This is a genomic window from Streptomyces sp. NPDC047315 (assembly GCF_040643215.1).
GTDB lineage: Bacteria > Actinomycetota > Actinomycetes > Streptomycetales > Streptomycetaceae > Streptomyces.
Window position 1 is genome coordinate 1 of record NZ_JBEYTZ010000004.1, and the last position, 24,830, is coordinate 24,830.

The 24,830-nt window shown below is 72.2% G+C and carries 20 protein-coding genes and 3 tRNA genes; 12 read left to right on the plus strand and 11 right to left on the minus strand.

Features of this window, described 5'->3' with window-relative positions; all coding sequences use genetic code 11:
* Positions 1-97 precede the first annotated feature (97 nt).
* On the minus strand, positions 98-1,117 hold the full coding sequence (locus tag ABZ842_RS05135; protein ID WP_361531863.1) for an NADP-dependent oxidoreductase: 1,020 nt from the start codon (positions 1,115-1,117) through the stop codon (positions 98-100).
* Positions 1,118-1,224: 107 nt separating this feature from the next.
* Between ABZ842_RS05135 and ABZ842_RS05140 the strand changes: the two genes are divergently transcribed.
* Positions 1,225-1,680 carry a MarR family transcriptional regulator gene (locus ABZ842_RS05140; protein WP_361531866.1) on the plus strand — a complete coding sequence of 152 codons (456 nt, stop codon included), beginning with the start codon at positions 1,225-1,227 and terminating at the stop codon, positions 1,678-1,680.
* 57 nt (positions 1,681-1,737) lie between these two features.
* On the opposite strand, the gene ABZ842_RS05145 is transcribed toward ABZ842_RS05140, so the two are convergent.
* The gene (locus ABZ842_RS05145; RefSeq protein ID WP_361531869.1) at positions 1,738-2,610 is read right to left on the minus strand and encodes a hypothetical protein; all 873 of its coding nucleotides are present in this window, start codon (positions 2,608-2,610) and stop codon (positions 1,738-1,740) included.
* Positions 2,611-2,777: 167 nt separating this feature from the next.
* On the opposite strand from ABZ842_RS05145, the gene ABZ842_RS05150 reads away from it, so the two are divergent.
* The 5 genes from ABZ842_RS05150 to ABZ842_RS05170 all read left to right on the plus strand — a co-directional run bounded on the left by ABZ842_RS05150 (position 2,778) and on the right by ABZ842_RS05170 (position 9,445).
* A complete protein-coding gene (locus ABZ842_RS05150; protein WP_361531872.1) occupies positions 2,778-3,347 on the plus strand; it encodes a hypothetical protein in 570 nt (189 codons plus the stop codon).
* 137 nt (positions 3,348-3,484) lie between these two features.
* The gene (locus ABZ842_RS05155; protein WP_361531875.1) at positions 3,485-4,531 is read left to right on the plus strand and encodes a rod shape-determining protein; all 1,047 of its coding nucleotides are present in this window, start codon (positions 3,485-3,487) and stop codon (positions 4,529-4,531) included.
* Positions 4,532-4,770: 239 nt separating this feature from the next.
* The gene (locus ABZ842_RS05160; protein WP_361532667.1) at positions 4,771-6,306 is read left to right on the plus strand and encodes a GAF domain-containing protein; all 1,536 of its coding nucleotides are present in this window, start codon (positions 4,771-4,773) and stop codon (positions 6,304-6,306) included.
* Between the two features lie 412 nt (positions 6,307-6,718).
* A complete protein-coding gene (locus tag ABZ842_RS05165; RefSeq protein WP_361532670.1) occupies positions 6,719-7,900 on the plus strand; it encodes an MFS transporter in 1,182 nt (393 codons plus the stop codon).
* A gap of 66 nt (positions 7,901-7,966) precedes the next feature.
* Positions 7,967-9,445 (plus strand): acyl-CoA synthetase, encoded by a 1,479-nt coding sequence (locus ABZ842_RS05170; RefSeq protein ID WP_361531878.1) that lies wholly within the window; start codon positions 7,967-7,969, stop codon positions 9,443-9,445.
* Between the two features lie 34 nt (positions 9,446-9,479).
* On the opposite strand, the gene ABZ842_RS05175 is transcribed toward ABZ842_RS05170, so the two are convergent.
* The 6 genes from ABZ842_RS05175 to ABZ842_RS05200 form a co-directional block, all read right to left on the minus strand.
* A complete protein-coding gene (locus ABZ842_RS05175; protein WP_361531881.1) occupies positions 9,480-11,252 on the minus strand; it encodes an RICIN domain-containing protein in 1,773 nt (590 codons plus the stop codon).
* A 299-nt stretch (positions 11,253-11,551) separates the two neighbouring features.
* The gene (locus ABZ842_RS05180; RefSeq protein ID WP_361531884.1) at positions 11,552-13,555 is read right to left on the minus strand and encodes an ABC transporter permease; all 2,004 of its coding nucleotides are present in this window, start codon (positions 13,553-13,555) and stop codon (positions 11,552-11,554) included.
* Between the two features lie 31 nt (positions 13,556-13,586).
* Positions 13,587-14,399, minus strand: a complete 813-nt coding sequence (gene modA, locus ABZ842_RS05185) for a molybdate ABC transporter substrate-binding protein (RefSeq protein WP_361531887.1) — start codon at positions 14,397-14,399, stop codon at positions 13,587-13,589.
* 73 nt (positions 14,400-14,472) lie between these two features.
* The gene (locus ABZ842_RS05190) at positions 14,473-14,880 is read right to left on the minus strand and encodes a helix-turn-helix transcriptional regulator (RefSeq protein WP_361531890.1); all 408 of its coding nucleotides are present in this window, start codon (positions 14,878-14,880) and stop codon (positions 14,473-14,475) included.
* Positions 14,881-15,167: 287 nt separating this feature from the next.
* Positions 15,168-15,389, minus strand: a complete 222-nt coding sequence (locus ABZ842_RS05195) for a hypothetical protein (RefSeq protein ID WP_361531893.1) — start codon at positions 15,387-15,389, stop codon at positions 15,168-15,170.
* A 16-nt stretch (positions 15,390-15,405) separates the two neighbouring features.
* A complete protein-coding gene (locus ABZ842_RS05200) occupies positions 15,406-16,293 on the minus strand; it encodes an AraC family transcriptional regulator (RefSeq protein WP_361531896.1) in 888 nt (295 codons plus the stop codon).
* Between the two features lie 49 nt (positions 16,294-16,342).
* Here ABZ842_RS05200 and ABZ842_RS05205 point away from each other — a divergent pair, with 49 nt between their 5' ends.
* Positions 16,343-16,762, plus strand: coding sequence for a cupin domain-containing protein (locus ABZ842_RS05205; protein WP_361531899.1), 420 nt, complete (start codon positions 16,343-16,345; stop codon positions 16,760-16,762).
* A 188-nt stretch (positions 16,763-16,950) separates the two neighbouring features.
* Positions 16,951-17,613 (plus strand): DedA family protein, encoded by a 663-nt coding sequence (locus ABZ842_RS05210; RefSeq protein ID WP_361531902.1) that lies wholly within the window; start codon positions 16,951-16,953, stop codon positions 17,611-17,613.
* A gap of 528 nt (positions 17,614-18,141) precedes the next feature.
* On the opposite strand, the gene ABZ842_RS05215 is transcribed toward ABZ842_RS05210, so the two are convergent.
* The 3 genes from ABZ842_RS05215 to ABZ842_RS05225 all read right to left on the minus strand — a co-directional run bounded on the left by ABZ842_RS05215 (position 18,142) and on the right by ABZ842_RS05225 (position 18,572).
* Positions 18,142-18,215 (minus strand) — tRNA-Ile (locus tag ABZ842_RS05215).
* Between the two features lie 206 nt (positions 18,216-18,421).
* A tRNA-Asn gene (locus ABZ842_RS05220) sits at positions 18,422-18,494 on the minus strand.
* A gap of 5 nt (positions 18,495-18,499) precedes the next feature.
* Positions 18,500-18,572 (minus strand) — tRNA-Asn (locus tag ABZ842_RS05225).
* A gap of 179 nt (positions 18,573-18,751) precedes the next feature.
* Between ABZ842_RS05225 and ABZ842_RS05230 the strand changes: the two genes are divergently transcribed.
* The 4 genes from ABZ842_RS05230 (at position 18,752) to ABZ842_RS05245 (ending at position 24,808) form a co-directional block, all read left to right on the plus strand.
* A complete protein-coding gene (locus ABZ842_RS05230) occupies positions 18,752-19,051 on the plus strand; it encodes a YtxH domain-containing protein (protein ID WP_361531905.1) in 300 nt (99 codons plus the stop codon).
* A 112-nt stretch (positions 19,052-19,163) separates the two neighbouring features.
* Positions 19,164-20,666, plus strand: coding sequence for an FGGY family carbohydrate kinase (locus ABZ842_RS05235; RefSeq protein WP_361531908.1), 1,503 nt, complete (start codon positions 19,164-19,166; stop codon positions 20,664-20,666).
* Between the two features lie 372 nt (positions 20,667-21,038).
* Complete coding sequence (locus tag ABZ842_RS05240) at positions 21,039-22,772, plus strand: ABC transporter ATP-binding protein (protein ID WP_361531911.1); 1,734 nt, start codon at positions 21,039-21,041, stop codon at positions 22,770-22,772.
* A complete protein-coding gene (locus tag ABZ842_RS05245; protein ID WP_361531914.1) occupies positions 22,769-24,808 on the plus strand; it encodes an ABC transporter ATP-binding protein in 2,040 nt (679 codons plus the stop codon). The genes ABZ842_RS05240 and ABZ842_RS05245 overlap by 4 nt, the downstream gene beginning before the upstream one ends.
* Positions 24,809-24,830: the final 22 nt, after the last annotated feature.

Sequence of the window (24,830 nt, forward strand, 5' to 3'; positions counted from 1 at the left end):
GCCGATTTGTCGTGATTGTTGTCCTGCGGTGTGATCTACCTACCGGGCGCCCCGGGGGGCCGCATCCGTTCGCGAACGGATGCGGCCCTCCTGCGTCTCACTCGGGGAGCGAGACGACCATCTTTCCGGTGTTCTCGCCGCGGAGCATGCCGATGAACGCGTCGAAGCCGTGCTCGATGCCCTCGACCACGGTCTCGTCGTAGACGATGTCGCCGGAGGCGATCCAGCCGGCGACGTCCCGGACGAACTGGGGCCGCAGGTCCTCGTGGTCCGCGACCATCATGCCTTCGAGGCGCAGCCGCTTGCCGATGGCCGTGATCAGGTTCCGCAGGACGACGCTGGGCTCGGTGTCGTTGTACTGGGCGATGGCGCCGCACAGGGTGACGCGGCCATGCAGCTTGAGGGAGTCGATCGCCGCCTCCAGGTGGTCACCGCCGACGTTGTCGAAGTAGACGTCGATGCCGTCGGGGGCGGCCTTCGCCAACTGCTCGGCGACGGGTCCGTCCTTGTAGTTGAACGCGGCGCTGAAGCCGTAGCGCTCGGTCAGGTGCTGGACCTTGGCGGCGGAGCCGGCGGAGCCGATCACCCGGGAAGCGCCCTTGACCCGCGCCATCTGCCCGACGAGGCTGCCGACGGCGCCGGCGGCACCGGAGACGAAGATGGCGTCGCCCTCCTTGAAGCCCGCGGTGCGGAACAGTCCCGCGTACGCGGTGAGGCCGGGCATGCCGAGGACGCCGAGGTAGGCGGAGGCGGGGGCCAGCGAGGTGTCGATCTTGTGCGCATGGGCGGCGGGCACCTCCGCGTACTCCCGCCAGCCGAGGAAGTGGGCCACGGTGTCGCCGACGGCGAAGCCCTCCGCGGCGGAGGCGACGACCACGCCGACCGCGTGGCCGTCCAGGGGCTGGTCGATCTGAAACGGGGGGAGGTACGACGGAACGTCGTTCATCCGGCCGCGCATGTACGGGTCGACGGAGAAGTGGAGGTTGCGCACGAGGATCCGGCCTTCACCCGGCTCGGAGACCGGGACCTCACGCAGGGCCAGGTCCCCCGCCTCAGGCCAGCCGTGCGGGCGCGCGACGAGCTGCCATTCACGACCGGTCGTGGGGAGTGCGGACATGCTTGGCTACCTCCTGGATAGCTTTCACGACGGAAACATTTCAGGTACTGAAACAACCATGCCCCTCGATATTTCATGTTGTCAAGTATCGGAGTACTCTGGTGGACATGGCCACTTCGCGCACCGAAGGCGCCGACGTCACCGAGTCCGTCGACGCCGTTTCCTCGGAGGTGCTGGACCTCCTCACCGCACTCGTCGCGCGCTACATCACTGCGTACGACCGTGCCGCCGCCGAGCACTCCCTCACCGCTGCCCAGGCCAAGGTGTTGGCCCTGCTGACGAAGGAGCCGCTGCCGATGCGGCAGCTGGCGGACCGACTCGTCTGCGAGCCGTCGAACATCACGGGCATAGTCGACCGACTGGAGCTGCGCGGGCTCGTGGAGCGGCACCCCGACCCGCACGACCGCCGGGTGAAGTTCGCCGTGGCGACGGACGAGGGCGCCGAGACGACGCAGCGCCTGAAGGGCTCCCTGCGGGAGCTGGAGGCGCTGGCGCCGCTCGCCGACATGACGGCGGTGGAGCAGCGACTGCTGCGGGACCTGTTGAAGCGGCTGCTGGGCTGAGGACCGAGACCGCCCCATAGCCCTCGGCGGGTGGCGGCTCCCGTCAGCCGCGCCCGCTCACCAGCACCACCACAGCACCGGCTTGCAGGTCTCCGTGGGCGAGGGCGTGGGCTCGGACGGGGTGGGCCTGGTCGTGGGCGGCACCGACGGGGTGGAGCCGGGATCCCCGGGCCCCGGCGTGGCACTGGGCCCCGGCGCCGAGGGCGGGGCCTGGGACGCATCCGGCGGCTTGGCCGCTGACCCACTGGGCGCAGGCGGGCGGCCCTTCGGTCCGCTCGGGGACGATCCACCCGGCGCGGCGGAGCGGGTGCCGGTGGGCCGTACGGAGCCGCGCGAACCCGGCCCGTCAGTGGGCCGCTCACTCACCCGGGCGGGGGCGTCCGGCGTGGCGCCGTCGCTCGTGGCGTCGGGCGCCGGCTCGACGTACTGGTCCTCGCGCTCCTTGACGGAGGTGGCGGAGCCGTCGTCACCGCCCTCCGTGGCCAGCTCGGCGAGGCTCAGGGCACCGGCCGCGAGCGCCAGGCCGAGGGTGCCGACGAGGACGTTGCGACCGCGCTTCTTACGGGCCCGGCGCCCTGCGCCGCGGGGGCGTACGGCCCCCTTGCGGGCGCCCCTACGGAGTTCCGCCCGCCGCGCCGCCCGACCCTCGCCACCACTGACGTCGCCATCGCTGACGTCGTCGTCAGGCCTGCCGTCGAGTCCGTCACCGGTCGGACCGACGCCCTCCGAGGCCGGCCGGCCGTGCCCAACAGGGTCGCCGCCGTCCCGGGCCCGCGCAGAGGCGGCGAGGGCGACGTCGTCCAACTCGATGACGTGCCCCTCCCCCGATGGCCCGGGGCTCTGCTGACGCAACTCCTGGGCCGGGGTCCCGCAACCCGCGCAGGCCAGGGCTCCGTTGAGGTGTCGTCGGCACTGGTGGCAGTAATCCATGGCGCCCGCAGGTTATGGGGCGGAAGAGGCCAGTGGTGACGGACCCTGTGAGGATCGTGTGTGGACTCTCCACCTTCGAGTGATTTCGGGTTTAGCAGATTGACGGGTGCGACCAGCGCAAACGACGGCACCTTGGGCATCCGGTGGGACACGGCACATCCGGCAGGATGTCGGGCATGAGCACGCCCGCGCCCTTCGGCCCCCGTGAGTTCCAACTCGTCCTGCTGCGCCGGATGGCGGACCACCAGCCGGACCTGGTGGACGACGCCCGCCGCGAGTTGGGCGCCTCCACGGCTCAGATGCGCGAGGCGAACCGCCGCTGGCAGGCGATGGCCCGGGCCCGCGGCGCCCGCGGCCCGCTCTCCCGCTACCGCTCCGTGCTCGGCCCGCCGGAGACGTCCGTGCACCGCCGCATCGGCGACCTGGAGTGCGAGGCCCACCTGTGGCCCGTACCGCTCTGGCCCGATCTGCGCTTCGAGGTCCTGGCGGCGGCCAAGGGCGGGGCGGTCTGGAACGAGTGGCTGGTCCGCGCCCCGGGCGCCGTGCCTCCCGTGCTCCGTACGGTCGACGACCTCGTCCCCTGGTCCTGCACCGTGGACGAAGCCGGCCGCGCCTTCGCCCCCGCGACTCCGATGGAGGGATCCGCGCCGACACGCTGGCAGCTGTCCTTGACGGTCCCGGGCGGACAGCGGTGCGTGGCCGAATTCTGCTGGGGCCTGCTGCAACGCCTGCTGTGAGCACCCCGCGGCCGGGGCCGGGTGACGGTACGTCAGCCGTCGGGCTCACCCGACCGGCGCACCCAGCGAGCGCCCCGACCGCCACGGACGGACGATGCGAAGGCGAACCCAATCCGCCGCGCCCGGGAGGATCCGTCGTGAGTGTCAGTCTGGAGCAGTTGCGCCGTTGCCATGTGGCGGTGGACCTCGGTGCCGCGCGCACCAGGGTGTTCGTCAAGGGGGCCGGGCTCGTCGTCGACGAGCCGAGCGTCGCGGCGGTGAACACCAGAACCGGATCCCTCATCGCGGTCGGCGCGCTGGCCGAGCAGATGACGGGACGCACCCCGCACTACATCCGGGTCGTCCGCCCGGTGTCCGGCGGCACGGTCGTCGACATCGAGATGGCCCAGCGCATGCTGCGGCACCTGCTCGGCGAGAAGCTGCGTCGGCAGTTGCGGCGCAACCTGCGGCTGCGGGCCGCCGCCTGCACGCCCCACGACGCCGACCCGCTGGCGCAGCGCGCCGCGGTCGAGACGCTGGTGGGGCTGGGGGCGCGCCGGGTCGAACTGGTCGACACCCTGATCGCGGCGGCCGTCGGCTGCGGACTGCCCGTGGAGCAGCCGACCGCGACGATGATCATGGTGTGCGGTGCGGCGACGACCCAGGTCGCGGTGCTCTCGCTGGGCTCGATCGTGACGGCGGAACGGCTGCCGGTCGGGGGCAACGCGATCGACGCCGCCGTCATCCAGCACCTGCGCACCCAGCACGAGCTGATGCTGCCCAGCCAGTCCGTGCGCCCGCTGCAACTGGCGCTCAGCGGCAACGGCCTGACCTCGCAGGGCCCCGCGGTCACCGAGATCCACGGCAGGGACGTGGCGACCGGGCTCGCCCGCACGGTGCACATCGAGACGGCGGCCGTGCTGAACGCCCTCCACACCCCCCTCACCTCGGTCCTCGACGGCATCGGGAAGGTGCTGCGGGACTGCCCGCCCGACCTGGTCGCGGACCTCGCCGACCGGGGCATCACCATGGTCGGGGGCAGTGCGCTGCTCCCCGGTCTGGACCAGATGCTGCGCGAGGCCACCGGAATGCCGGTGGAGATCGCCGAGCGGCCCGACGTCTGCGCGATCCTGGGGCTCGGTGCGATGCTGGAGGGCCGGATCCAGCCACTGGTCCTCAATCCATTGGCCGAGGTCGCCGGGTAGGACACGGCCCGTCGGTCCGGTCGGTCCGGTCGGTCCGGTCGGTCCGGTCGGTCCTTAGGTTCGGTCAGTCCGTCGGTCCCTTGCTTAAGGCGGGGGTTTCGATCAAGTTCATTCAGGTTCGATCAGGTAGGGCTGTGGTGTCGATCAGGCGGGGTGGGGAGAGCGACGGGGCGGGTCACGGCCCGTACGACGAGGCACCCGCTCCCCCGGCTGCGTCTCCGGCTCCGTCGGCGTCGGCGCTGTCGGCGCTGCTGGAAGCCGTCCTCAGTCTGGGCACCGACCTGGAGCTCGCCACCACCCTCCAGCACATCGTCGACGCCGCCGCGGGGCTCACCGACGCCCGTTACGGCGCGCTCGGCGTCATCGACCCCGAGCGCGGCACCCTCTCGGACCTGTTCACGCACGGCATGACCGAAGAGGAACGGGCCCGGATCGGCGACCTGCCGAGCGGTGACGCCGGCATCGTCGGCCTCCTCGTCCGCGATCCGCAGCCGCTGCTGATCGACGACCTCGCCGCGGACCCGCGGTCCTCCGGCGTGCCCGCGGACCACCCCGTCATGCGCTCCTTCGTCGGCGTCCCGATCCGGGTGCACACCGAGGTCTTCGGCAATCTGTACCTCACCGAGAAGCGCGGCGGGACCTTCACCGAGGACGACCTCGCGCTGCTGCGGGTGCTCGCCTCCCAGGCGGGCATCGCGATCGGCAACGCCCGGCTGTACGAGTCGGTCCGCCAGCGCGAGCGCTGGATCGAGGGCGCCGCCGCCGTGACGACCGCGCTCCTCACCGGCAGCAGCGCCGAGGACGCCCTGACGACCGTCGCCGAACGGGCCAGGCTCCTCGCCGACGCGTCCGCGGGCGTGGTGCTCCAGCCCACCGCGGAGGGCGGCATGGAGATCGTCGCCGCGTCCACCGTGGACGACCCGGACGACATCGTCGGCACGACGATCGCGCCCGGCTCCGCCGTGCTCGTGCAGCTCCTCGGCGGCGAACCGGTCTTCATCGAGGACTCCGCGACCGACCCGCGGATGACGACGCACGTACGGGCCCGCTTCGGGCCGTCGATGATGCTGCCGCTCCAGTCCGGCGGCCGGCTCATCGGCACCCTCGCGCTGCCCAGGCGCCGCCACGGCCGCCCGTACACCTCCGCCGACCGCCTGTTGGCCTCGCAGTTCGCCTCCCAGGCGGCGCTGGCTCTGGTGCTGGCGGACGCCCAGCACAACCGCGAACAGCTCGCGGTGTACGAGGACCGCGACCGCATCGCCCGCGACCTGCACGACCTGGTCGTCCAACGGCTGTTCGCCACCGAGATGATGCTGGAGTCCACCCGTCGGCGGGCGGCGGGCGGCGAGTCGGATGAGCTCTTGGGGCGGGCCGTGGACGAGTTGGACTCCACGATCCAGGAGGTCCGCACCACGATCTTCACCCTCCAGCAGCCGCCCGCCGAGGCATCGGGCAGCTTCCGCGGTCGGGTGCTGCGGGAGACGGCGGGCGCCGCCGCGCTGCTCGGCTTCCAGCCGTCCGTGCACTTCCGCGGGCCGGTCGACACGCTCGTGCGGGAGCCGACCGACCGGCAGCTGATCGCGGCGCTGCGCGGGGCGCTCGCGGCGGCGCACCGGCGCGCGGGCGCCACCGCGGTCGAAGTCGTCGTCGACGCCGCGGCCCGGCTGGACGACGGCCGCACCGGAGTACGGCTCACCGTCACCGACGACGGGACCCGCGAAGACGGCGGCGCCCCCGGCGAGCGCACGGAGTTCTCCTGGCAGTCCCCGCGCTAGCGCCTCCAGCCGGGTCGGGTACGTGTGCTCTCTCCTTTTGTGGCCCTACTGGCAGTGCCGCTGCCCTGGTTGGCGCGGTAGCGCCGTGGTGCGTGTGCGGTGACGGCGTCTGCGGCCCGGGCCGTAGGTCTTTAGGGGGGCGGGTAACTGCGCGACAAACCCACCACCGGCCGGTGGAGACCAACGCTCCCGCAGAGCTACGGCGGCTCCGTCCGCAGCCGCAGGGAAGCGCGACCTACGACAGCGCGCCGCGGCGGCGCTTCACAGACAAGGCCCCGGGGTCCGCGGCCGACCGCTCCGGCGTGGTCCGTACGGCGCAGTCCAACGCGCCCCGCCCGACGGACCGTCCTTGACTGGCGGTGTGGACACCGCCCCCGCCCGGACCCCCTTCTCGGCCTACCGCAACCTGGTCATGGCCACGATCGGGTTCACGCTCACCTTCTGGGCGTGGAACCTGATCTCCCCGCTGGGCAGCTTCTACAAGGAACGGCTGGACCTCACCTCCTTCCAGCAGTCGCTGCTGGTCGCCGTGCCCGTGATCGTCGGGTCGCTGGGCCGGGTGCCGGTGGGCGCGCTCACCGACCGGTACGGCGCCCGGCTGATGTTCCCGCTGGTGACGGCCGGCACGATCGTGCCCGTACTGCTGCTGATCTGGGTGAAGGACTCGTACCCCCTGATGCTGGTCGTGGGCTTCCTGCTGGGGCTCGGGGGCACCACGTTCGCGATCGGCGTGCCGCTGGTGAACTCCTGGTTCCCGCCCGCCAAGCGCGGCTTCGCCATCGGGGTCTTCGGGATGGGCATGGGCGGGGTGGCGCTGTCGGGCTACTTCACCCCGCGGATCGCCGAGCACGGCGAGAACCTGCCCTTCATCGTGGTCGCGATCGCCCTCGCCGCCTTCGCCGTGCTCGGCGCGGTGCTGATCACCGACCGACCCGACCGGCCCGTCCCGACCGAGCCGTTGGGGACCCGGCTCGCGCGCGCGGGACGGCTGCGGGTGACGTGGGAGCTGTCCGCGCTGTACGCGATCGGCTTCGGCGGGATCGTGGCCTTCGGCGTGTACCTGCCGACATACCTGAGGACCTGGTACGACCTGAGCCTGACCGACGCGGGCACCAAGGCGGCCGGATTCGCGCTGGTCACGGTGGTCTTCCGACCGCTCGGCGGGTGGCTGTCGGACCGGATCCACCCGGCGTACGTCACCGCGGTCGCCCTCGGCCTGGTGGCGCTGATGGCGATCGTGCAGGCATTCGAACCGCAGCTCCAGCCCGGTGGGACGATCGCCCTGCTGCTGATGGCAGCTGGCCTCGGGACCGCGTCCGGCAGCGTCTTCGCGCTGGTCGCCCAGGTGACGCCGCAGGCCCAGGTCGGCAGCGTGACCGGCATCGTCGGTGCGATGGGCGGCCTCGGCGGCTTCGTGCCGCCGCTGGTGATGGGCGCGATCTACAGCGCCAAGGGGTCGTACGCGATCGGGTTCATGCTGCTCTCGGACCTGGCGCTGGCGGGTTGCGTGTACGCGTACGGGCGGATGCGGAACGCGCGCCCGGTGGCTGCGGAGGGCGCCTCCCCCGAAGGAGCTAGCTCGAAGGCGCGATGACCGGAGGCGGTGCGGTGGGGAGAATGGAGATCCCAGGCCGCCGCCTTCCGATGGAGGACGATCGTCGTGAGTGACCTCTTTCCCGCGCTGCGCTCCACCCCTGACCGACCCGCCCTGCACTTCCCCGCGCGCTCTTTGACCTACGGGCAGTTGGCGACGGTGGCGGGCGTCCTGGCGCGGCGCATAGGGGCGGCGTCCCGGGTCGCCCTGTGGGCCACACCCACTCCGCAGACCGCGGTGGGCGCGGTGGCGGCGCTGCTCGCCGGTGTGCCGGTGGTGCCGCTGAATCCGAAGACGGGCGAGCGGGAGTTGGCCCACATCGTCGGGGACAGCGCGCCCACGGCAGTGCTCGCGGGGCCGGACGACCGGCTGCCGGCGGCGCTCGACGCCCTGGAGCGCATCACGGTCGACCTCGGTGAGGACACGGGCGAGCCGGTGAAGGTCGCCGCACCGCTGCCCGAGGACGGCGCGCGCATCGACCCGACCGCCCCGGCCATGGTCGTCTACACCTCGGGGACGACCGGCCCGCCCAAGGGCGCGGTGCTCTCCCGACGGGCGATCACCGCCAGTCTGGACGCGCTGGAGGACGCCTGGGCATGGTCCGCCGATGACGTCCTGGTGCATGGACTGCCGCTGTTCCACGTCCATGGGCTGATCCTCGGGATCCTGGGCCCGCTGCGCCGCGGCGCCCAGGTGCGACACCTGGGCCGGTTCTCCGTCGAAGGCGTCGCACGCGAGTTGAGCGACGGCGGCACGATGCTGTTCGGCGTCCCGACGATGTATCACCGGCTGGCGGAGGCGCTGGCGGACGACCCCGCGCTGGTGAAGGCGCTGGCGGGCGCCCGGCTGCTGGTGTCCGGCTCCGCCGCCCTCCCCCTGCACGACCACACTCGGATCACCGCAGCCACCGGCCGCACCGTCGTCGAGCGGTACGGCATGACCGAGACCCTGATGAACACCAGCGTCCGCGTCGACGCACCGCAGCCGCGCCCAGGTTCGGTCGGGGTGCCGCTGCCGGGCGTGGAGCTGCGACTCGTCGACGAGGCCGGCGCCCCCGTCGCGGCGTACGACGGGGAGACCATCGGCGAGATCCAGGTGCGCGGCGACAATCTCTTCTCCGGATATCTGAATCGGCCGGACGCGACGGCGGAGGCGTTCGACGGCGACTGGTTCCGCACCGGCGACATGGCCGTGCGGGACCCCGACGGCTCGGTCCGCCTCGTCGGCCGCAGGGCCACGGACCTGATCAAGAGCGGTGGCTACAAGATCGGCGCGGGCGAGATCGAGAACGCGCTGTTGGACCACCCCGGTGTCCGTGAGGCCGCGGTGACGGGTGAGCCGGACCCCGACCTCGGGGAGCGCGTGGTCGCGTGGATCGTGCCGACGGAGTCGGCGGACCCGGCGGCGCGACCGTCGGCGGACGCCCTCGCGGCACACGTCGCAGGGCTGCTCTCGCCGCACAAGCGCCCGCGGGAGGTGCGCTTCCTGACTGCGCTCCCCCGCAATGACATGGGCAAGGTCATGAAGCGAGCGCTACGTGAGTAGGCCACTGTTAGGGAGTGCCGCGGCGGCCGGTCGGTCAGTGCGTACGGCTCGCCGGCGCCAGGGCTCGCGCGATCGTTCCGTCAGCGCTGGGAAGGCGGTCTCCGGGCCCACCGCCCTTGGCCGCCGCGCCCGTGGCGTCCTCCGCGCGCCAACGCTGCTCCTGGGTCCCGTTGCGGACCTTGACCACGGTCACGGCTCCCACGTCCGGAGCGCTGGGGACGAGGGCGAGCCCATTGCTCCAGGCGGGCAGGAGGTGGCCCCGGACGGTGAGTGCGTGGCGCAGGTCGCCGCCCGACGTCGCGCCATCGGGGCCACCGGTGCAGGGGCTCAGTTCGGGTACGCCGTCGAGTTGTCGGGAGTCGAGGCAGAACGCGGGCGCCGCCGCGCTGTGCAGCAGGTCGTCGTCCCCGTACGTCCAACTCTGAGTGGCGGCCGACTTCGTGCAGACCGCCATCACGAGTTCGGCGCCCGCGGTCGGGACCCGGTCGCGTACGTCGAGGCAGAGCCCGGATGCAAGGTGACGCAGCCGGAAGTTCAAGGGCTGCGCCGGGTCGGTGACGGGGGTGGAGTCCGGGGCGGACCCGGAGGAGCCACCGGTGCCCGGGCCCGTCGTGGCACGGGTGCCGTCGTCGGCCCAGGGCCGGGACACCGCGGCCACCAGGAGCAGGCCGACGCCCAGACCGATCCCCGTGACGAGGGCCGTCCGCCCGCGCGGCGCCCGGCGTCGGCGGGCCGAGCGGTCAGGGCCGAGGAGACTGACCGGGCCGCCCTGTCCGGCCGGACCGTCGACGCTGCCCGAGCCGGCCGGTTCGTACGCATCGTGGGGCACTGGTGTGCCCGCGCCGTCGGCGCGCTTGTGGCGTCCGGCCCTGCGCAAGGCGCCGCGGACCGTACGCGACGGCGTCGCCGGGCCGGCGTGGGCGGCCCGGCGGGCGGGCCGGGAGTCGACGTAGGGCCGCGCCGCCTTGCCGAGCAGCCCTTCCGCGAGCAGCAGCCCCCTTCGGTCGCCGCGGTGGTCGAGTTGCTCGACGGCGGACCGGCAGTGCCGGCAGGTGCGGAGGTGGGCCCGGACGTCGGGGAGGAAGGTTCGGCGGCGGCGCAGGGCGACGTCGATGAGGCGGTGGTAGGAACGGCACTCACCGCCGGGGGCGAGTTCCAGGTGGCTGCGCAGTACGCCGGCCCGCAGGAGTTCTCGTGCCTGCTCCAGTTGGACCGCCGCGGTGGCCGGGTCCATCGACAGCAGCCCGGCGGGGACGGACATCCCTTCGCCCTCCACCTCGGCGTGCCAGAGCAGGCATTGATCGGTCTCCCTGAGAGAGAGGAAGGCACGGGCGACGAGCGTGCGGTCCGCGGCGGGGCTGAAGAGTTCGGCGGGGACGGCCCGCCCGCTCTCGGGGTTCTGCAAGTCGGGCAGTGCGGTCACCCGGTCGTCGAGGGCCCAGGTCCGGGCGATGCGTCGGGCGGTGACGAGGAGCAGCGGGCGCGGCGCGCTCGGCGTCCCGTTCGGTGTGAGCGCACCGGGCCGGCGCACGTGCTCAAGGCCCTTGCTGAAGGCGGCCGTTGCCAGCAGCGATGCGGCTTTGGCCGAGGGGGTCGCGATCGACGCGTAGTCGTGGACCGACTGCCAGTGGCGCGCCATCAAGACGGCTGTGGGGTGGGCCTCTTGGCGGGCTACCGACGGCGGCTGTCGGGTTGCGTTCCGCAGTTCTTCCACCAATTCGGCGTCGGAGGTGCCGGCGCCGGCGACGGCCGCGCCGAGGGCGGGGTCGGACATGGGCAGGGGCGGGGTGCGGGGTGGCTGCTGCATGGGACGTCTTCCATCCGGGGCAGTGCGGTGGGGGGTTGGCCGGTGCCTTCCTGGCCCTGGTCAGGGGCGGATACCGAGGTCACAGGTCACGTGGTCGGCTGCCGAATGGGACGGGCGTTTCTGGGCGCATGCGGGTCTCGCCACCGTCCCATGCGAACGGTCGATCACCAACGCCCTTGGTCGGGGCGCGCGGACGCTCACCTTTGCACAGCCCTCACATGTGCAACAAGACTTCTCCGGGCGATAGCCCGGTGGCTCTTCGTCGGCGCGTGGGGAACGTTCCGCCGCAGCGGGCGCGCTCACAGCGCGACGACGGTGACTTCCGTGGCTTTGACGCTGGTCCACACCTCGCTGCCCTCGGCGAGGGCCAGTTCGGCGGCGGCCTGCGGGGTGATCTCGGCGACGAGGTCGGGTGCGTCGGGCGAGGTGACGAGCACGCGCAGCCTGCTGCCGGTGGCCGTGATCTCCCGTACGGTCCCGGGCCAGACGTTGCGCGGGCTTCCGCCCGGCCGCTCCCGGTGGACGGAGACCGCCTCCGGGGCGATGATCGCCAGCGCCGCGGTGCCCTCGGGCAGCGGATCGGCGACGACGAGCCGGCCGCCGCCGGCGAGGTCGAGGCCGGCCGGGTCGGGGCCGTTCGCCACCGCCGTGCCGGGCCAGGCGTTGCGGCCCAGCATCCGGGCCACCCACGGGGAGCGCGGATGGCGGGTGACCTCGGCGGGCGGGGCGTCCTGGAGGGCCCGGCCGTCGTCGAGTACGAGGACCCGGTCGGCCAGGGACACCGCCTCCACCGGGTCGTGGGTGACGATCAGACACACCCCGCCGAAGCCGTCGAGGTGGCCGCGGAGGGTGTGCCGCACCCGGGCGCGGGTGGTCTGGTCGAGTGCGGCCAGCGGCTCGTCCAGCAGCAGCAGCCGGGGGCGGGTGGCCAAAGCCCGGGCGAGCGCCACGCGTTGTGCCTGCCCGCCGGAGAGCTGCGCCGGCCTGCGGTGGGCGAGCCCGCCCACGCCGAGCCGGTCGAGCCACTCCTGTGCGGTGCGTCGGGCCTCGGCGCGCGGCACGCCCTGGGCCCGCAGCCCGTACGCGGTGTTGCCGAGCGCGCTCAGATGGGGGAAGAGCGCACCGTTCTGCGGCACCCAGGCGACCTTACGGCGGTGCGGCGGCAACTGTGTCACCTCGTCGTCGCCGAGGCGGAGTTCGGCGTGGGCGCGGTCGGTCAGGCCGAGGAGGGCGCGCAGGAGGGTGGTCTTGCCGGCGCCGTTGGGGCCGACGACGGCGATGGCGGTGCCGGGCCCGGCGTCGAGGGTCAGCCGGGTGAAGCCGGTGACGCCGGCGTGGAGGGACCAGCGTCCGGCCGGTTCGCTGCCCGGTGCGGGCTCCTGTGCTCGTACGGGGGCGGGCGCCGGCTCCGGCGGTGCCTCGGGGCCGGGTTCGGCCGCGCCGCCCGGCGCGTTCGCTTCCGTACGGTCCGCGCTCGCCCCGCCCGTCCAGCGCCCCCGCAGCGCGATCAGCACCGCCATGGCGATGGCGAGCAGCAGCAGGGACACGGACGTCGCCGCTGCCGGGTCGTCCTGGAGCAGCAGGTACACCTGGAGCGGCAGGGTCTGGGTCACCCCGGGCAGGTTGCCGGCGAAGGTGATCGTCGCGCCGAACTCCCCGAGCGCCCGCGCCCAGGTGAGCGCCGCTCCCGCGATCAGCCCGGGGGCGACCATCGGCAGGGTGACCGTGCAGAAGACCCGTACGGGAGAGGCGCCGAGTGAGGCCGCCGTCTCCTCGTACTCGGGGCGCAAGCCGTTCAGCGCCCCTTCCAGGCTGATGACGAGGAAGGGCATCGCCACGAAGGTCGCGGCGACGACCGCGCCGGAGGTGTGGAAGGGGAGGGTGATGCCGAAGGCGTCCTCCAGCCACGGCCCGATCAGCCCGCGCCGCCCGAAGCCGAGGAGCAGGGCGACCCCGCCCACCGTGGGCGGCAGCACCATCGGCAGCATCACCAGGGAGCGTACGAGCGCCTTGCCGGGGAAGTCGGCGCGGGCCAGCAGCCACGCCAGGGGCACGCCCAGCACCAGCGAGAGGCCCAGCGCCCAGAAGGAGACGAGCAGCGAGAGCCCCAGGGCCTCGGTGACGCCGGGACTGGTCAGATGGGTGCCGAGGTCGGCCCACTCGGTGCGGACGAGGATGCCGAGCAGGGGAATCAGCAGGAACGCGACGGCCAGCAGCGCGGGCACGGCGAGCGCAAGGGGCACACCCCCGCGCGGCCGGCCGCGGACGGGCCGCGGCCGGGTGCGGGGGCGGGGGCTCTTCATCGCGTTCCTACGGGTTCGGTGCGGACGGCTTCTAGGGCTTCTGGAAGCCAGCGTCCTGGAGGATCTTCTGGGCCTCGGGGCCGGCCAGCCAGGTGACGAAGGCGGTGGCGGCCTCGCCGTGCTCGGAGGTCTTGAGGGTCGCGGCCGGGTAGTCGGCGATCGCGTTCTGCACGTCCGGGATCTCGATCGCGTCGACCTTGTCCGGCACGGTGGCGGCGTCGGTCTTGTAGACGAGCCCGGCATCCGCCTCGCCCAGTTCGACCTTGCTGAGCACGGCACGGACGTTGGGTTCCTGGGAGACCGGCTTCACCTCGATCTTCTGGGCGTCCAGGATCTTCTGCCCGTAGCGGCCGACGGGCACCTCGGGCGCCGCGAGCACCACCTTCAGGTCCGGGTCCGCGAGGTCCTTCAGGTCGTCGACCTTCTTCGGGTTGCCCTCCTCGGTGGCGATGACGAGCCGGTTCTTGGCGATGACCTTCGGGCTTCCGGTGTCGGACGCCAGCCCGTCCATCGTCTTGGTGTCGGCGGTCACCAGTACGTCGGCTGGCGCGCCCTGTCGGACCTGGGCGGCCAGTTCCTGGGAGCCGGCGAAGGAGAAGGTGACCTTTGTGCCGGGGTGTGCCTTCTCGTACGCGGCGCCGGCCGTCTTGAAGACGTCCGTGAGCGAGGCGGCTGCGAGGACCGTCAGTTCGGCCTTCGGGGGGTGGCTCCCCGCGCCGGTGGCGGCGTCGCCGGTGTCCTTCTTGGAGTCGTCGTTGCCGCAGGCCGCGGCGAACGGCAGCAGCAGTGCGGTGGCCAGCGCGGCGACGACGGCGCGGCGAGGGGTGGGGAACGGCACGGACATACTGAGTCACTCCTTGGGCCCGAGGGGGACGTGAGCGGGGCGGGCGGCGGCAGCCCGCGTCGGTCAGGAGCCGTCAGGGGCGGTCGATGTGGACGCTGGTCGACTTCACCCGGGCCGTGGCCGTCATGCCGACCTCAAGCCCCAACTCTTCGACGGCCTCGCGGGTCAGCAGGGAGACCAGTCGGTGCGGGCCGGCCTGGATCTCCACCTGTGCGGCGACGTCCCCGAGCTTGACCGCGGTGACGATCCCGGGGAAGGCGTTGCGCGCGGAGGTGTAGGGCGGGTCCTCGTCGCCGTCGCCACTGCTGCCGCTGCTCTGGGCGACCTCGACGGAGAAGGCGGCCAGGTCCCGGCCCTCGATGAGCCGACGGCCGCCCTCGTCGCGATGGGTGGCCACCCGGCCGGCGTCCGCCCAGCGGCGCACGGTGTCGGGGCTCACTCCCAGCAGCCGCGCCGCCTGGCCGATCGTATAAGACTGCATATGCCGCACGATAGGCGGACCAGGCTTGCAGCTACAAGGTGATTGCCCCTATGCCTTGGCATCTGCGAGGTGGACACCTCCCCCCTCGGACTGGTCTCGCTCCCCCTGGTCACAGCCGTCGGTTCCGGCGCTTGACCGGCCGCAGATGCCGGCGGAGACTCGAAGTGCGCCCGCCTCGGGCCGGGCGACTCGACGGACCACCCTCCATGAAGGCCCCGACGATTCCCCTCCGGTCGGGGCCTTCGCCCCTAGAAGACTTCGCCCCTCAGACCACCTCCAGGCCGCCTCTAGACTGCCTCGGTCTCGTCCTCCGATTCGGCGGCGTTCCGCACCTGGGCCTTGAGGGCCTTCTCCACCTCGTACCGCCCCTGCCCACTGGCCGCGGCGTGCGCCGTGATCGCCGCCTGGACCGCCTGCGCGGTCTCGATCGTGAGCCTGCCGGCCCGGATCTCTTCCCACGCCCGGGTCTCCAGGGCCACCAACTCATCCGTTAGCGCAATTTCAGCCATGGCTGAAATCTTATTCTCATTCCGCTCCGTCACGAAGGAAGCGCCCGCCCTCCCACGACGCCGCGAAGCGCGCGGGCGTGGTCCGCAGGTGGCGGGTGAAGTGGCGGTTGAGATGCGACTGGTCGTAGAAGCCGACGCTGGCCGCGACCTCGGCGGGTCGCCGGCCCGCGAGCAGCAGCCGGCGCGCTCGGTCGATGCGTCGGCCCGTGAGGTAGGCGTGCGGCGCGATTCCGTACCGGCGGGTGAACGCGCGGATCAGGTGCGTGGGGTGGGCGTGCAGCAGTCCGGCCGCCTCGTCCATGGAGATGCCGGTGGCGATCCGGGAGTCGAGCAGTTCGCGCAGCGCTTCGGCGAGCGGTCCGGGCGGCGGGCCGGGGTCGCGGGCGGGCAGCGCCCGCAGGTGCCGCAGCAGCCGTTCCCGTACGAGGGCCAACCGCGACTCCGCCTCGAACGCGAGCCCGGCCCCGGCCCCAGCCCCGGCCCCTCCCCCGGCCTCGACTTCGGGCCGGACGTCGCCGAGGGCGCCGTGCAACTGCCCGATGCGGTGGTGCAGCAGGGCGTCCCGGTGGACGGGGATGTCGACCGCGGCCCCCGTCAGCCGTTCCGGCAGCACGTCCGCCTCCAGGTAGAGGACGCGTTTGCGAAACCCCCGCGCACCGACGGTCCGCCCGTCGTGCGGCACCCCGGGCGGCAGCAGTACGACCGTGCCCAGGCCGGCCGCTCCGTGCCGGTGCCGGTCGAGCCCGAAGTCGACGCAGCCGTCGTCGAGGATCATCAGCGCCCAGGTGTCGTGCGTGTGCACGGGATACGCGTGCTCGGCGAAGTGGGCGTGGAAGGACTCGGCGATCCCGGCCACCGCCGGCCGCCACGCACTGACCCGCGCCCCGGTCCGTCCGCCGCTCATGCAAGGAACGTACAAGACCCACATCCGCGGCGGACGACACGCTCACCCCATGAGCAACTCGCACACCACGACGGACGCCGTCGCCACCGGCACCGCTCACACCGCCGCCAACGCCGCCGTCGACATCGCGCACAAGCTCTCGCTCTTCAGCGACCTGTGGGCACAGAAGAAGATCGCCGACGTGAACGACTACGAGGTCAAGCTCGCCAAACTCCACGGGGAGTTCGTCTGGCACTCCCACCCTGACACCGACGAACTCTTCCTCGTGATCAGCGGCCGGCTCACCATCCGGCTGCGGGACGGGGACGTCGCCCTGGGACCGGGCCAACTGTTCGTGGTGCCCCGGGGCGCCGAGCACTGCCCGGTGGCCGAAGAGGAGACGGCCATCCTCCTCCTGGAGCCGAAGGGCACGCCCAACACCGGTGACGCGGGCGGCCCGATGACCCGGGCCCCGGAACCGCTGGCGTAACGGGGGCTGCGCTCCCGCGGCCCGCCGCCCCCACCCCGTGTGCGGTTTTCCGCACCTGCATCGTGCGGAGCACACCACCACGTCCGATGGCCATCCGCATACCACCGCTGAGCTGCGGTTTCTAGCGTGGGACGGAGTCGGGGCAGAGCGGCCCCGACCAGGAGAGACCTGCGTTTGGAGGCCCCGTCATGGAGTTCGTGAGACTGGCTCTGCCCGATGAGCCGGCGGGTGGGATCGCGGGCTGGGCCGCGGACCTGGTGGACGCGATGGGCGGGCCGGGAGCCGGGCTGGCCATCGCGTTGGAGAACCTGTTCCCGCCGCTGCCGAGCGAGGTGATCCTGCCGCTGACCGGGTTCGCGGCCGGGCAGGGCGTCATCAGCCTGGCCTCGGCCCTGTTCTGGACGACGCTCGGGTCCGTGGTGGGCGCGATGGTCCTGTACTGGATCGGGATGTGGTTCGGGCGCGAGCGGATGCACGCCCTGTGGGGGAAGCTGCCGCTGGTGAAGGCGTCGGACCTGGTGCGCACCGAGGAGTGGTTCGCGCGGCACGGCACCAAGGCGGTCTTCCTGGGACGGATGGTGCCGATCTTCCGGAGTCTGATCTCCGTGCCCGCCGGGGTGGAGCGGATGCGGCTGCCGGTGTTCGTGGCGCTGACCACCGCGGGAAGCCTGATCTGGAACTCGGTGCTGGTGCTCGCCGGCTACTGGCTGGGCGACCGGTGGGACGCCGTCGAGACGTACGTGGGCGTGCTGTCCAAGGTCGTGCTCGTCGCCGTCGTACTGACCCTCGCCGGCTATCTGGCGGTGCGCTTCCGCAGCCGCAACCAGGCCCGGCAGCAAGACGGTTCGTGATTCGCGTACGACCTCGCGCCGCGTGGCCGTGCGCCAGGGCCCGCGCGCTGGCCACCGTCGCCGTCGGGCCCCGCCATGGCGATCACCCGGGGCACCGTCGGCCGGCGGGAGTTGTTCCGGCGAATGAACGACTACGCCTGATCATCGCCAGGCAAATTCGGGAACCGGAATGCGAAAATATCCGCCCCCGGCACCAGGCGAACGAGGTGAATGGGTCTCTGAGGGTCCTGCGCGCCTGGATGCCGCAGGAGTTGGACGGGATCGACGGCGTCGAGAGCGGCGTCGGCGGCGAGGCGGCCAGGGGAGACCGCGGACCTGGACGCCGTAGACGGGGACGTCGGCGGGGAGTTGCCGCACCAGCCCGGCGTAGCACCGCAGCCGAGGACGTCCGCATGGCCCACTCAAACGGCCCAGGGCAGCGGCGCATGAAAAAATCCACCGCCCGCCGGTCTCGCGCACAAGCGGCGAGACCACCGAGCGGTGGAACGTTTCCGCAGGTCAGAGGGGGTTCTTACCCTCGACCCGCAGTGGGGCGGGTGGGACTCGAACCCACGGCCGACGGATTATGAGTCCGCTGCTCTAACCGGCTGAGCTACCGCCCCTAACGGCGCGTCGCGCACAAATGTGCGCGCCGTCTGCCGCAGCATAGCCGGTCATACGATCTCCTGCCTCGGATGGCCGGCAACGCTCGCAGGTGAAGACCGCATCGAGGTCCGACCGGTTCCCGACCTCGGGAAAAGTCACCTGGATCACACACGAACCGGTGATACGAAAAAGGACCCTCGAAGGGGTCCCGTTCCGTTAGGTGCTCCCCCGGCTGGACTCGAACCAGCAACCCTCCGGTTAACAGCCGAATGCTCTGCCAATTGAGCTACAGGGGATCGCGCTCCCCCGACTGGACTCGAACCAGTAACCTGCCGGTTAACAGCCGGCTGCTCTGCCAATTGAGCTACAGGGGACTGCTGCGTGCACCGAACGTACCTACCCGGGGTGCTCCCGGAGGGCGTGCGCTCGCTGCGACACATACATTAGCGCAAGCAGGGGGGTGCTCCGCCAATCGGTAGGGTCCCGGGTGATCACGGTCCGGCCCGGGTAGGCGGGCGGGCACCGAGGTACATCAGGGAAGGGTGGCAGACCCATGCGGTACAAGCTCACGTTCGTCGTCGGGCTGGCCATCGGCTACGTGATCGGCACGCGTGCGGGCCGCGAACGCTACGAGCAGATGAAGAAGTCGGTCCGCGAGTTCTCCCAGAACCCGGCGGTGCGCAACGCCGCCGAGGCCGCGGCGCACAACGGCCGGCAGGTGGCCGGGCGGGCGTTCCACGTGGTGAGCGACAAGGTCGGGGAGCACGTGCCCGAGTCCGTCGCCGCGCGCGTCCGCACGCTGCGGGAGCGCACGGGCAACGGAGAGGACGACTGGGGCACGAGCAATACGTAGCCCCAGGGGACCGAGGGGCCGACGGGCCACGGGGTCGGGAGACCACGGGGCCGAGGGCGGAACCGGCGGCTTGTGACACCCGCGGTCCGGGCGTGCGGCACAATCCATGCCCATGGGGATAGTCGCCGGCTTGGACAGCTCGTCCGCCTTCACTCGGATCATCGTCTGTGACGCGGACACCGGTGCCGTACTGCGGCAGGGGTACGCCCAGCACCCCGTGGACCCGAAGTCCACCGAGGTCGACCCGCAGTCCTGGCTGCTCTCGCTCGGCGAGGCCGCCGGGTCCGGGCTGCTGGACGGCGTGCAGGCGATCGGGGTCTCCGCGCAGCAGCACGGACTCGTACCGCTCGACGAACACGGCGCGCCGGTGCGGGCCGCGCTGGTCGGCAACGACCGGCGGGCGCAGGTCGCCGCGGCCGACCTGGTCGACGCGCTCGGCGGGCGGCACGCCTGGGCCGAGGCCGTCGGCTCCGTGCCGCAGTCCTCGCTGCCCGTGGCGAAGCTGCGGTGGCTGGCCCGTTCCGAGCCGGAGGCCGCGCAGCAGGTCGCGGCCGTGCTCCAGCCGCACGACTGGCTGGTGTGGCAGCTGCTGGGACGGCCGGCGCGGCGCACCACCGACCGCGGCGGCGCCTCGTCCACCGGGTACTGGTCGGCCGCCTCCGGCGCCTACCGGCCCGACCTCGTCGAGCTGGCGCTCGGTCGGCCGTGCGCGCTGCCGGACGTGCTGGGTCCCGCCGAGTCCGCCGGGACCACGCCCGAGGGGCTGCTGATCTCCGCGGGCACCGGCGAGACCATGGCCGCGGCCCTCGGGCTGGGCGTCGGCCCCGGCGACGCGGTGGTGTCGCTGGGCGCCTCCGGGTCCGTGATGGCCGTGCACCACGAGGCGCTGACCGACCCGAGCGGGATGATCACCTCGTACGCCGACGCCACCGGCATGCACCTGCCGGTCGTCCACACGCTCAACGCGGTGCGGGTGCTGCGCGGCGCGGCGGAGATGCTGGGGGTCGCCGACCTGGAAGCGCTGTCGGAGCTGGCGATGACGTCCACGCCGGGGGCGTCGGGGCTGGTGTTCCTGCCGTACCTGGAGGGCGAGCGCACCCCGCACCTGCCGCACACCGCGGGCACGCTCAGCGGGCTACGCCGGGAGTCGATGCGGCCGGAGCACCTGGCGCGCGCCGCGTTCGAGGGGATGCTGTGCTCCCTCGCGGACGCGCTGGACGTGCTGCGGGGGCGGGGGGTCGCGGTGCGCCGGGTCTTCTTGCTGGGTGCGAGCGCGGACCTGCCCGCCGTGCGGTCGGCCGCGCCGGCGATCTTCGGGGCGCAGGTCGTCGTGCCGCAGCCCGCGGACTACACCGCGATCGGCGCGGCACGGCAGGCGGCCTGGGCGCTCGGGGTCTCGCAGGGGTCCCTGTCCCCCACGGCTCCGCCGCTGTGGCACCCGCCGGTGATGGAGGTGCTGGAGCCGGGCGAGGACGGGCCGGTCGGGCATGCGGTGCGCCAGCAGTACGGTGCGACGCGCGACCAGCTCCACCCGGGGGCGTTCGGGCCGGTGCCGGGGTCGTACGGGCACGGGCTGCCGGGCGGCGACCCGGGCCTGGTCGGGCTGGTTCCCTGATGGGCACCGGGTCGGGTCGGGCCGGTGCCGTGAGCGGCGCCAGGTCCGACCGGGATTGTTCGGTGATAGTCGCCACCGGCTGAGCTCCTCCTCCCGGGGCACCGCCGGGCGCTGCCCGGCGTCTCCCGTGGTCAAACGGAGTCCGGGTGCACTGCGTCCGGAAGTCGGGGTGCGTTTTCGCTCCCGGTGCCCGTTCAGCACGCCGTCTTGACCCTGCCTTGGCAGAATTCACCTGGGGTTCCGCGCGGCGGTGACGCAAACTGGGTCGGGGCGTCGCCCGTACCGGATCCGTCAGGTCATCGTGTCGGGTCGAGGTCGATGTCGCCCACGACCTTCGGGCACCCGCCCTCGCCGACTCCGAGAGACAAGCACGTGCTGATACGCCTGCTACGGACGTATGTGCGCCCGTACAAAGTCCAGATCGTCCTATTGGTGGTGCTTCAGCTCCTCCAGACCAGCGCCACCCTCTATCTGCCCACCCTGAACGCCGACATCATCGACGACGGCGTGGTCAAGGGCGACACGGGCCTCATCCTCCAGCTCGGTGCCGTGATGATCGGCATCAGCCTGGTTCAGGTGCTGGGAAACATCGGTGCCGTCTACTACGGAGCGCGCACCGCAGCCGCGATCGGGCGCGACATCCGCGCCGGGATCTTCGACCGGGTGCAGAGCTTCTCCGCCCGCGAGGTCGGGCACTTCGGGGCACCCTCGCTGATCACCCGGACGACCAACGACGTCCAGCAGGTGCAGATGCTGGTGCTGATGGCGTTCACCCTGCTGGTGTCCGCACCCATCATGTGCGTCGGCGGCATCGCGATGGCCCTCGGGCAGGACGTCACGCTCTCCGCCGTGCTGCTCGCCGTCGTACCGGTGCTCGGCATCTCGGTCACCTTGATCGTCATCAGGATGCGCCCGCTGTTCCGGACCATGCAGGAGCGCGTGGACACGGTGAACCGGGTGCTGCGCGAGCAGATCACCGGCAACCGCGTCATCCGGGCCTTCGTCCGCGACGGGTACGAGCGGGAGCGCTTCCGCAAGGAGAACACCGAGCTGACGGACGTCTCGATGGCCACCGGCCGACTGATGGCACTGATGTTCCCCACCGTGATGACGGTCGTGAACGTGTCGTCCGTCGCCGTGGTCTGGTTCGGCGCCCAGCGGATCGACAGCGGCGCCATCCAGATCGGCGCGCTGACCGCCTTCCTCGCATATCTGATGCAGATCGTGATGGCCGTGATGATGGCCACCTTCATGTTCATGATGGTGCCGCGCGCCGAGGTGTGCGCCGAGCGGATCGAGGAGGTGCTGGCCACCGAGTCCAGCGTGGCGCCCCCGGTCCGGCCCGTCACCGAACTGGTGCGCCACGGCCACCTGGAAGTACGGAACGTGGAGTTCCGCTACCCCGGCGCGGAGGAGTCCGTACTGCGCGACGTCTCCCTGACCGCGCGGCCGGGCGAGACGACCGCGATCATCGGCTCCACGGGCAGCGGCAAGTCCACCCTGCTCGGACTGGTGCCGAGGCTCTTCGACGCCACCGACGGCCAGGTGCTCGTCGGCGGCGTGGACGTGCGCGCCCTCGACACCGCGCTGACCGCCCGCACCGTGGGACTCGTGCCCCAGAAGCCGTACCTCTTCTCCGGCACCGTCGCCACCAACCTTCGGTACGGCCGGCCGGACGCGAGCGACGAGGAGCTGTGGCACGCGCTGGAAGTGGCGCAGGCGGCCGATTTCGTACGCGACCTGGAGAACGGTCTGAACGCGGCGATCGCCCAGGGCGGCACCAACGTCTCCGGCGGCCAGCGGCAGCGGCTCGCCATCGCGCGCACGCTGGTGCAGCGCCCGGAGATCTACCTCTTCGACGACTCGTTCTCGGCGCTCGACTACGCCACGGACGCGGCGCTGCGCGCGGCGCTGACGAGCGAGACCGCCGAGGCGACGGTGGTGATCGTGGCCCAGCGGGTGGCCACGATCAGGGACGCGGACCGGATCGTGGTCCTGGACGAGGGGCGGGTCGTGGGCGTCGGAAGCCACCATGAGCTGATGCAGGACAACGACACGTACCGGGAGATCGTCCTCTCGCAGCTGACGGAGGCTGAGGCCGCATGAGCGGGCCGCGCATGATGATGGCCAACAACGGCGAGCGGTCGATGGACTTCAAGGGGTCCGGCAAGCGGCTGCTGCGGCAGTTGGCGCCGGACCGGGCGCTGCTGTGGGTGATGACGGCGGCGGCGGTGCTGAGCGTGGGCCTGTCGGTCGTGGGGCCGCTGGTCCTCGGTCACGCCACCGACGTGATCTTCGCCGGGGTCGTCGGACAGGGCATGTCCGAGGACCTCACCAAGGCCGAGGCCGTCGAGGGGCTGCGGCGCGAGGGGGACGGCGGGCTCGCCGACATGCTCTCCGGGGTGGCCTTCACCCCCGGCCAGGGCATCGACTTCACCGCCGTGGGCCAGGCGCTGCTGCTGGCGCTGGTGCTGTTCCTGGCCTCCGGGCTGTTGGCGCTGGTCGCGAGCCGGTGTTCGATCAAGGCGATCAACCGCGCCGTGTACCGGATGCGCGAGGACGTCCAGGCGAAGCTGGAGCGGCTGCCGCTGTCGTACTTCGACCGGGCCAAGCGCGGTGAGGTGCTCAGCCGGGTGACGAACGACATCGACAACATCGCGCAGACCCTGCAACAGACGATGGGGCAGCTGATCAACTCGCTGCTCACCATCGTCGGGGTGCTGGCGATGATGTTCTGGGTCTCGCCGCTGCTGGCGCTGGTCGCGCTGGTGACGGTGCCGCTGTCGATCGTCGTGGCGGCGAAGGTCGGCAAGCGTTCGCAGCCGCACTTCGTCCAGCAGTGGCAGTCGACGGGCCGGCTCAACGGCCACATCGAGGAGATGTACACCGGGCACACGCTGGTGAAGGTCTTCGGGCGGCAGGAGGAGTCGGCCCGGGACTTCGCCGAGCAGAACGACGCGCTGTACGAGGCCGGATTCAAGGCGCAGTTCAACAGCGGTGTGATGCAGCCGCTGATGTTCTTCGTCTCCAATCTGAACTACGTGCTCGTCGCCGTGGTGGGCGGGCTGCGGGTGGCGTCCGGGTCGCTGTCGATCGGTGACGTCCAGGCGTTCATCCAGTACTCGCGGCAGTTCTCGATGCCGCTGACGCAGGTGGCCTCGATGGCGAACCTGGTGCAGTCGGGCGTGGCGTCGGCCGAGCGGGTCTTCGAGCTGCTGGACGCGGAGGAGCAGGAGCCGGACGCCGTGGCCGTGGGTATGGAGAAGGGCGCGGGTCCGAAGGCGGGCGCGGGCGCGGGCTCGAAGACCGGACCGGGCTCGAAGGCGGGCTTGAAGGCGGGTGCGGGCTTGAAGGCGGGTGCGCTTCCCGTGGGCGAGGGCTTCAAGCGTCCGCTCGGGCACGTCTCGTTGGAGGAGGTCGCCTTCCGCTACGAGCCGGACAAGCCGCTGATCGAGAACCTCTCGTTGGACGTGGATCCCGGGCACACCGTGGCCATCGTCGGCCCCACGGGCGCCGGCAAGACCACCCTGGTCAATCTGCTGATGCGGTTCTACGAGGTCACGGGCGGCCGGATCACCCTCGACGGCGTCGACATCGCGAAGATGCCGCGGGACGAGCTGCGTTCGGGGATCGGCATGGTCCTCCAGGACACCTGGCTCTTCGGCGGCACCATCGCGGACAACATCGCGTACGGCGCGTCCCGGGAGGTCACGCGCGAGGAGGTCGAGGAGGCCGCGCGGGCGGCGCACGCCGACCGCTTCATCCGTACGCTGCCGAGCGGCTACGACACCGTGATCGACGACGAGGGCGCGGGGGTGAGCGCGGGTGAGAAGCAGCTGATCACCATCGCGCGCGCCTTCCTGTCCGACCCGGTGATCCTGGTGCTCGACGAGGCGACCAGCTCGGTCGACACCCGTACGGAGGTGCTGATCCAGAAGGCCATGGCGCGGCTCGCCCACGGGCGCACGAGCTTCGTCATCGCGCACCGGCTCTCCACCATCAGGGACGCGGACGTGATCCTGGTGATGGAGAACGGCTCGATCGTGGAGCAGGGCACGCACGACGAACTGCTGACGGCGAACGGGGCGTACGCCCGGCTGTACTCGGCGCAGTTCGCGCACGCGGTCGCGGAGGTGGAGTAGCCGGGACGCCGGGGCCCGGCCC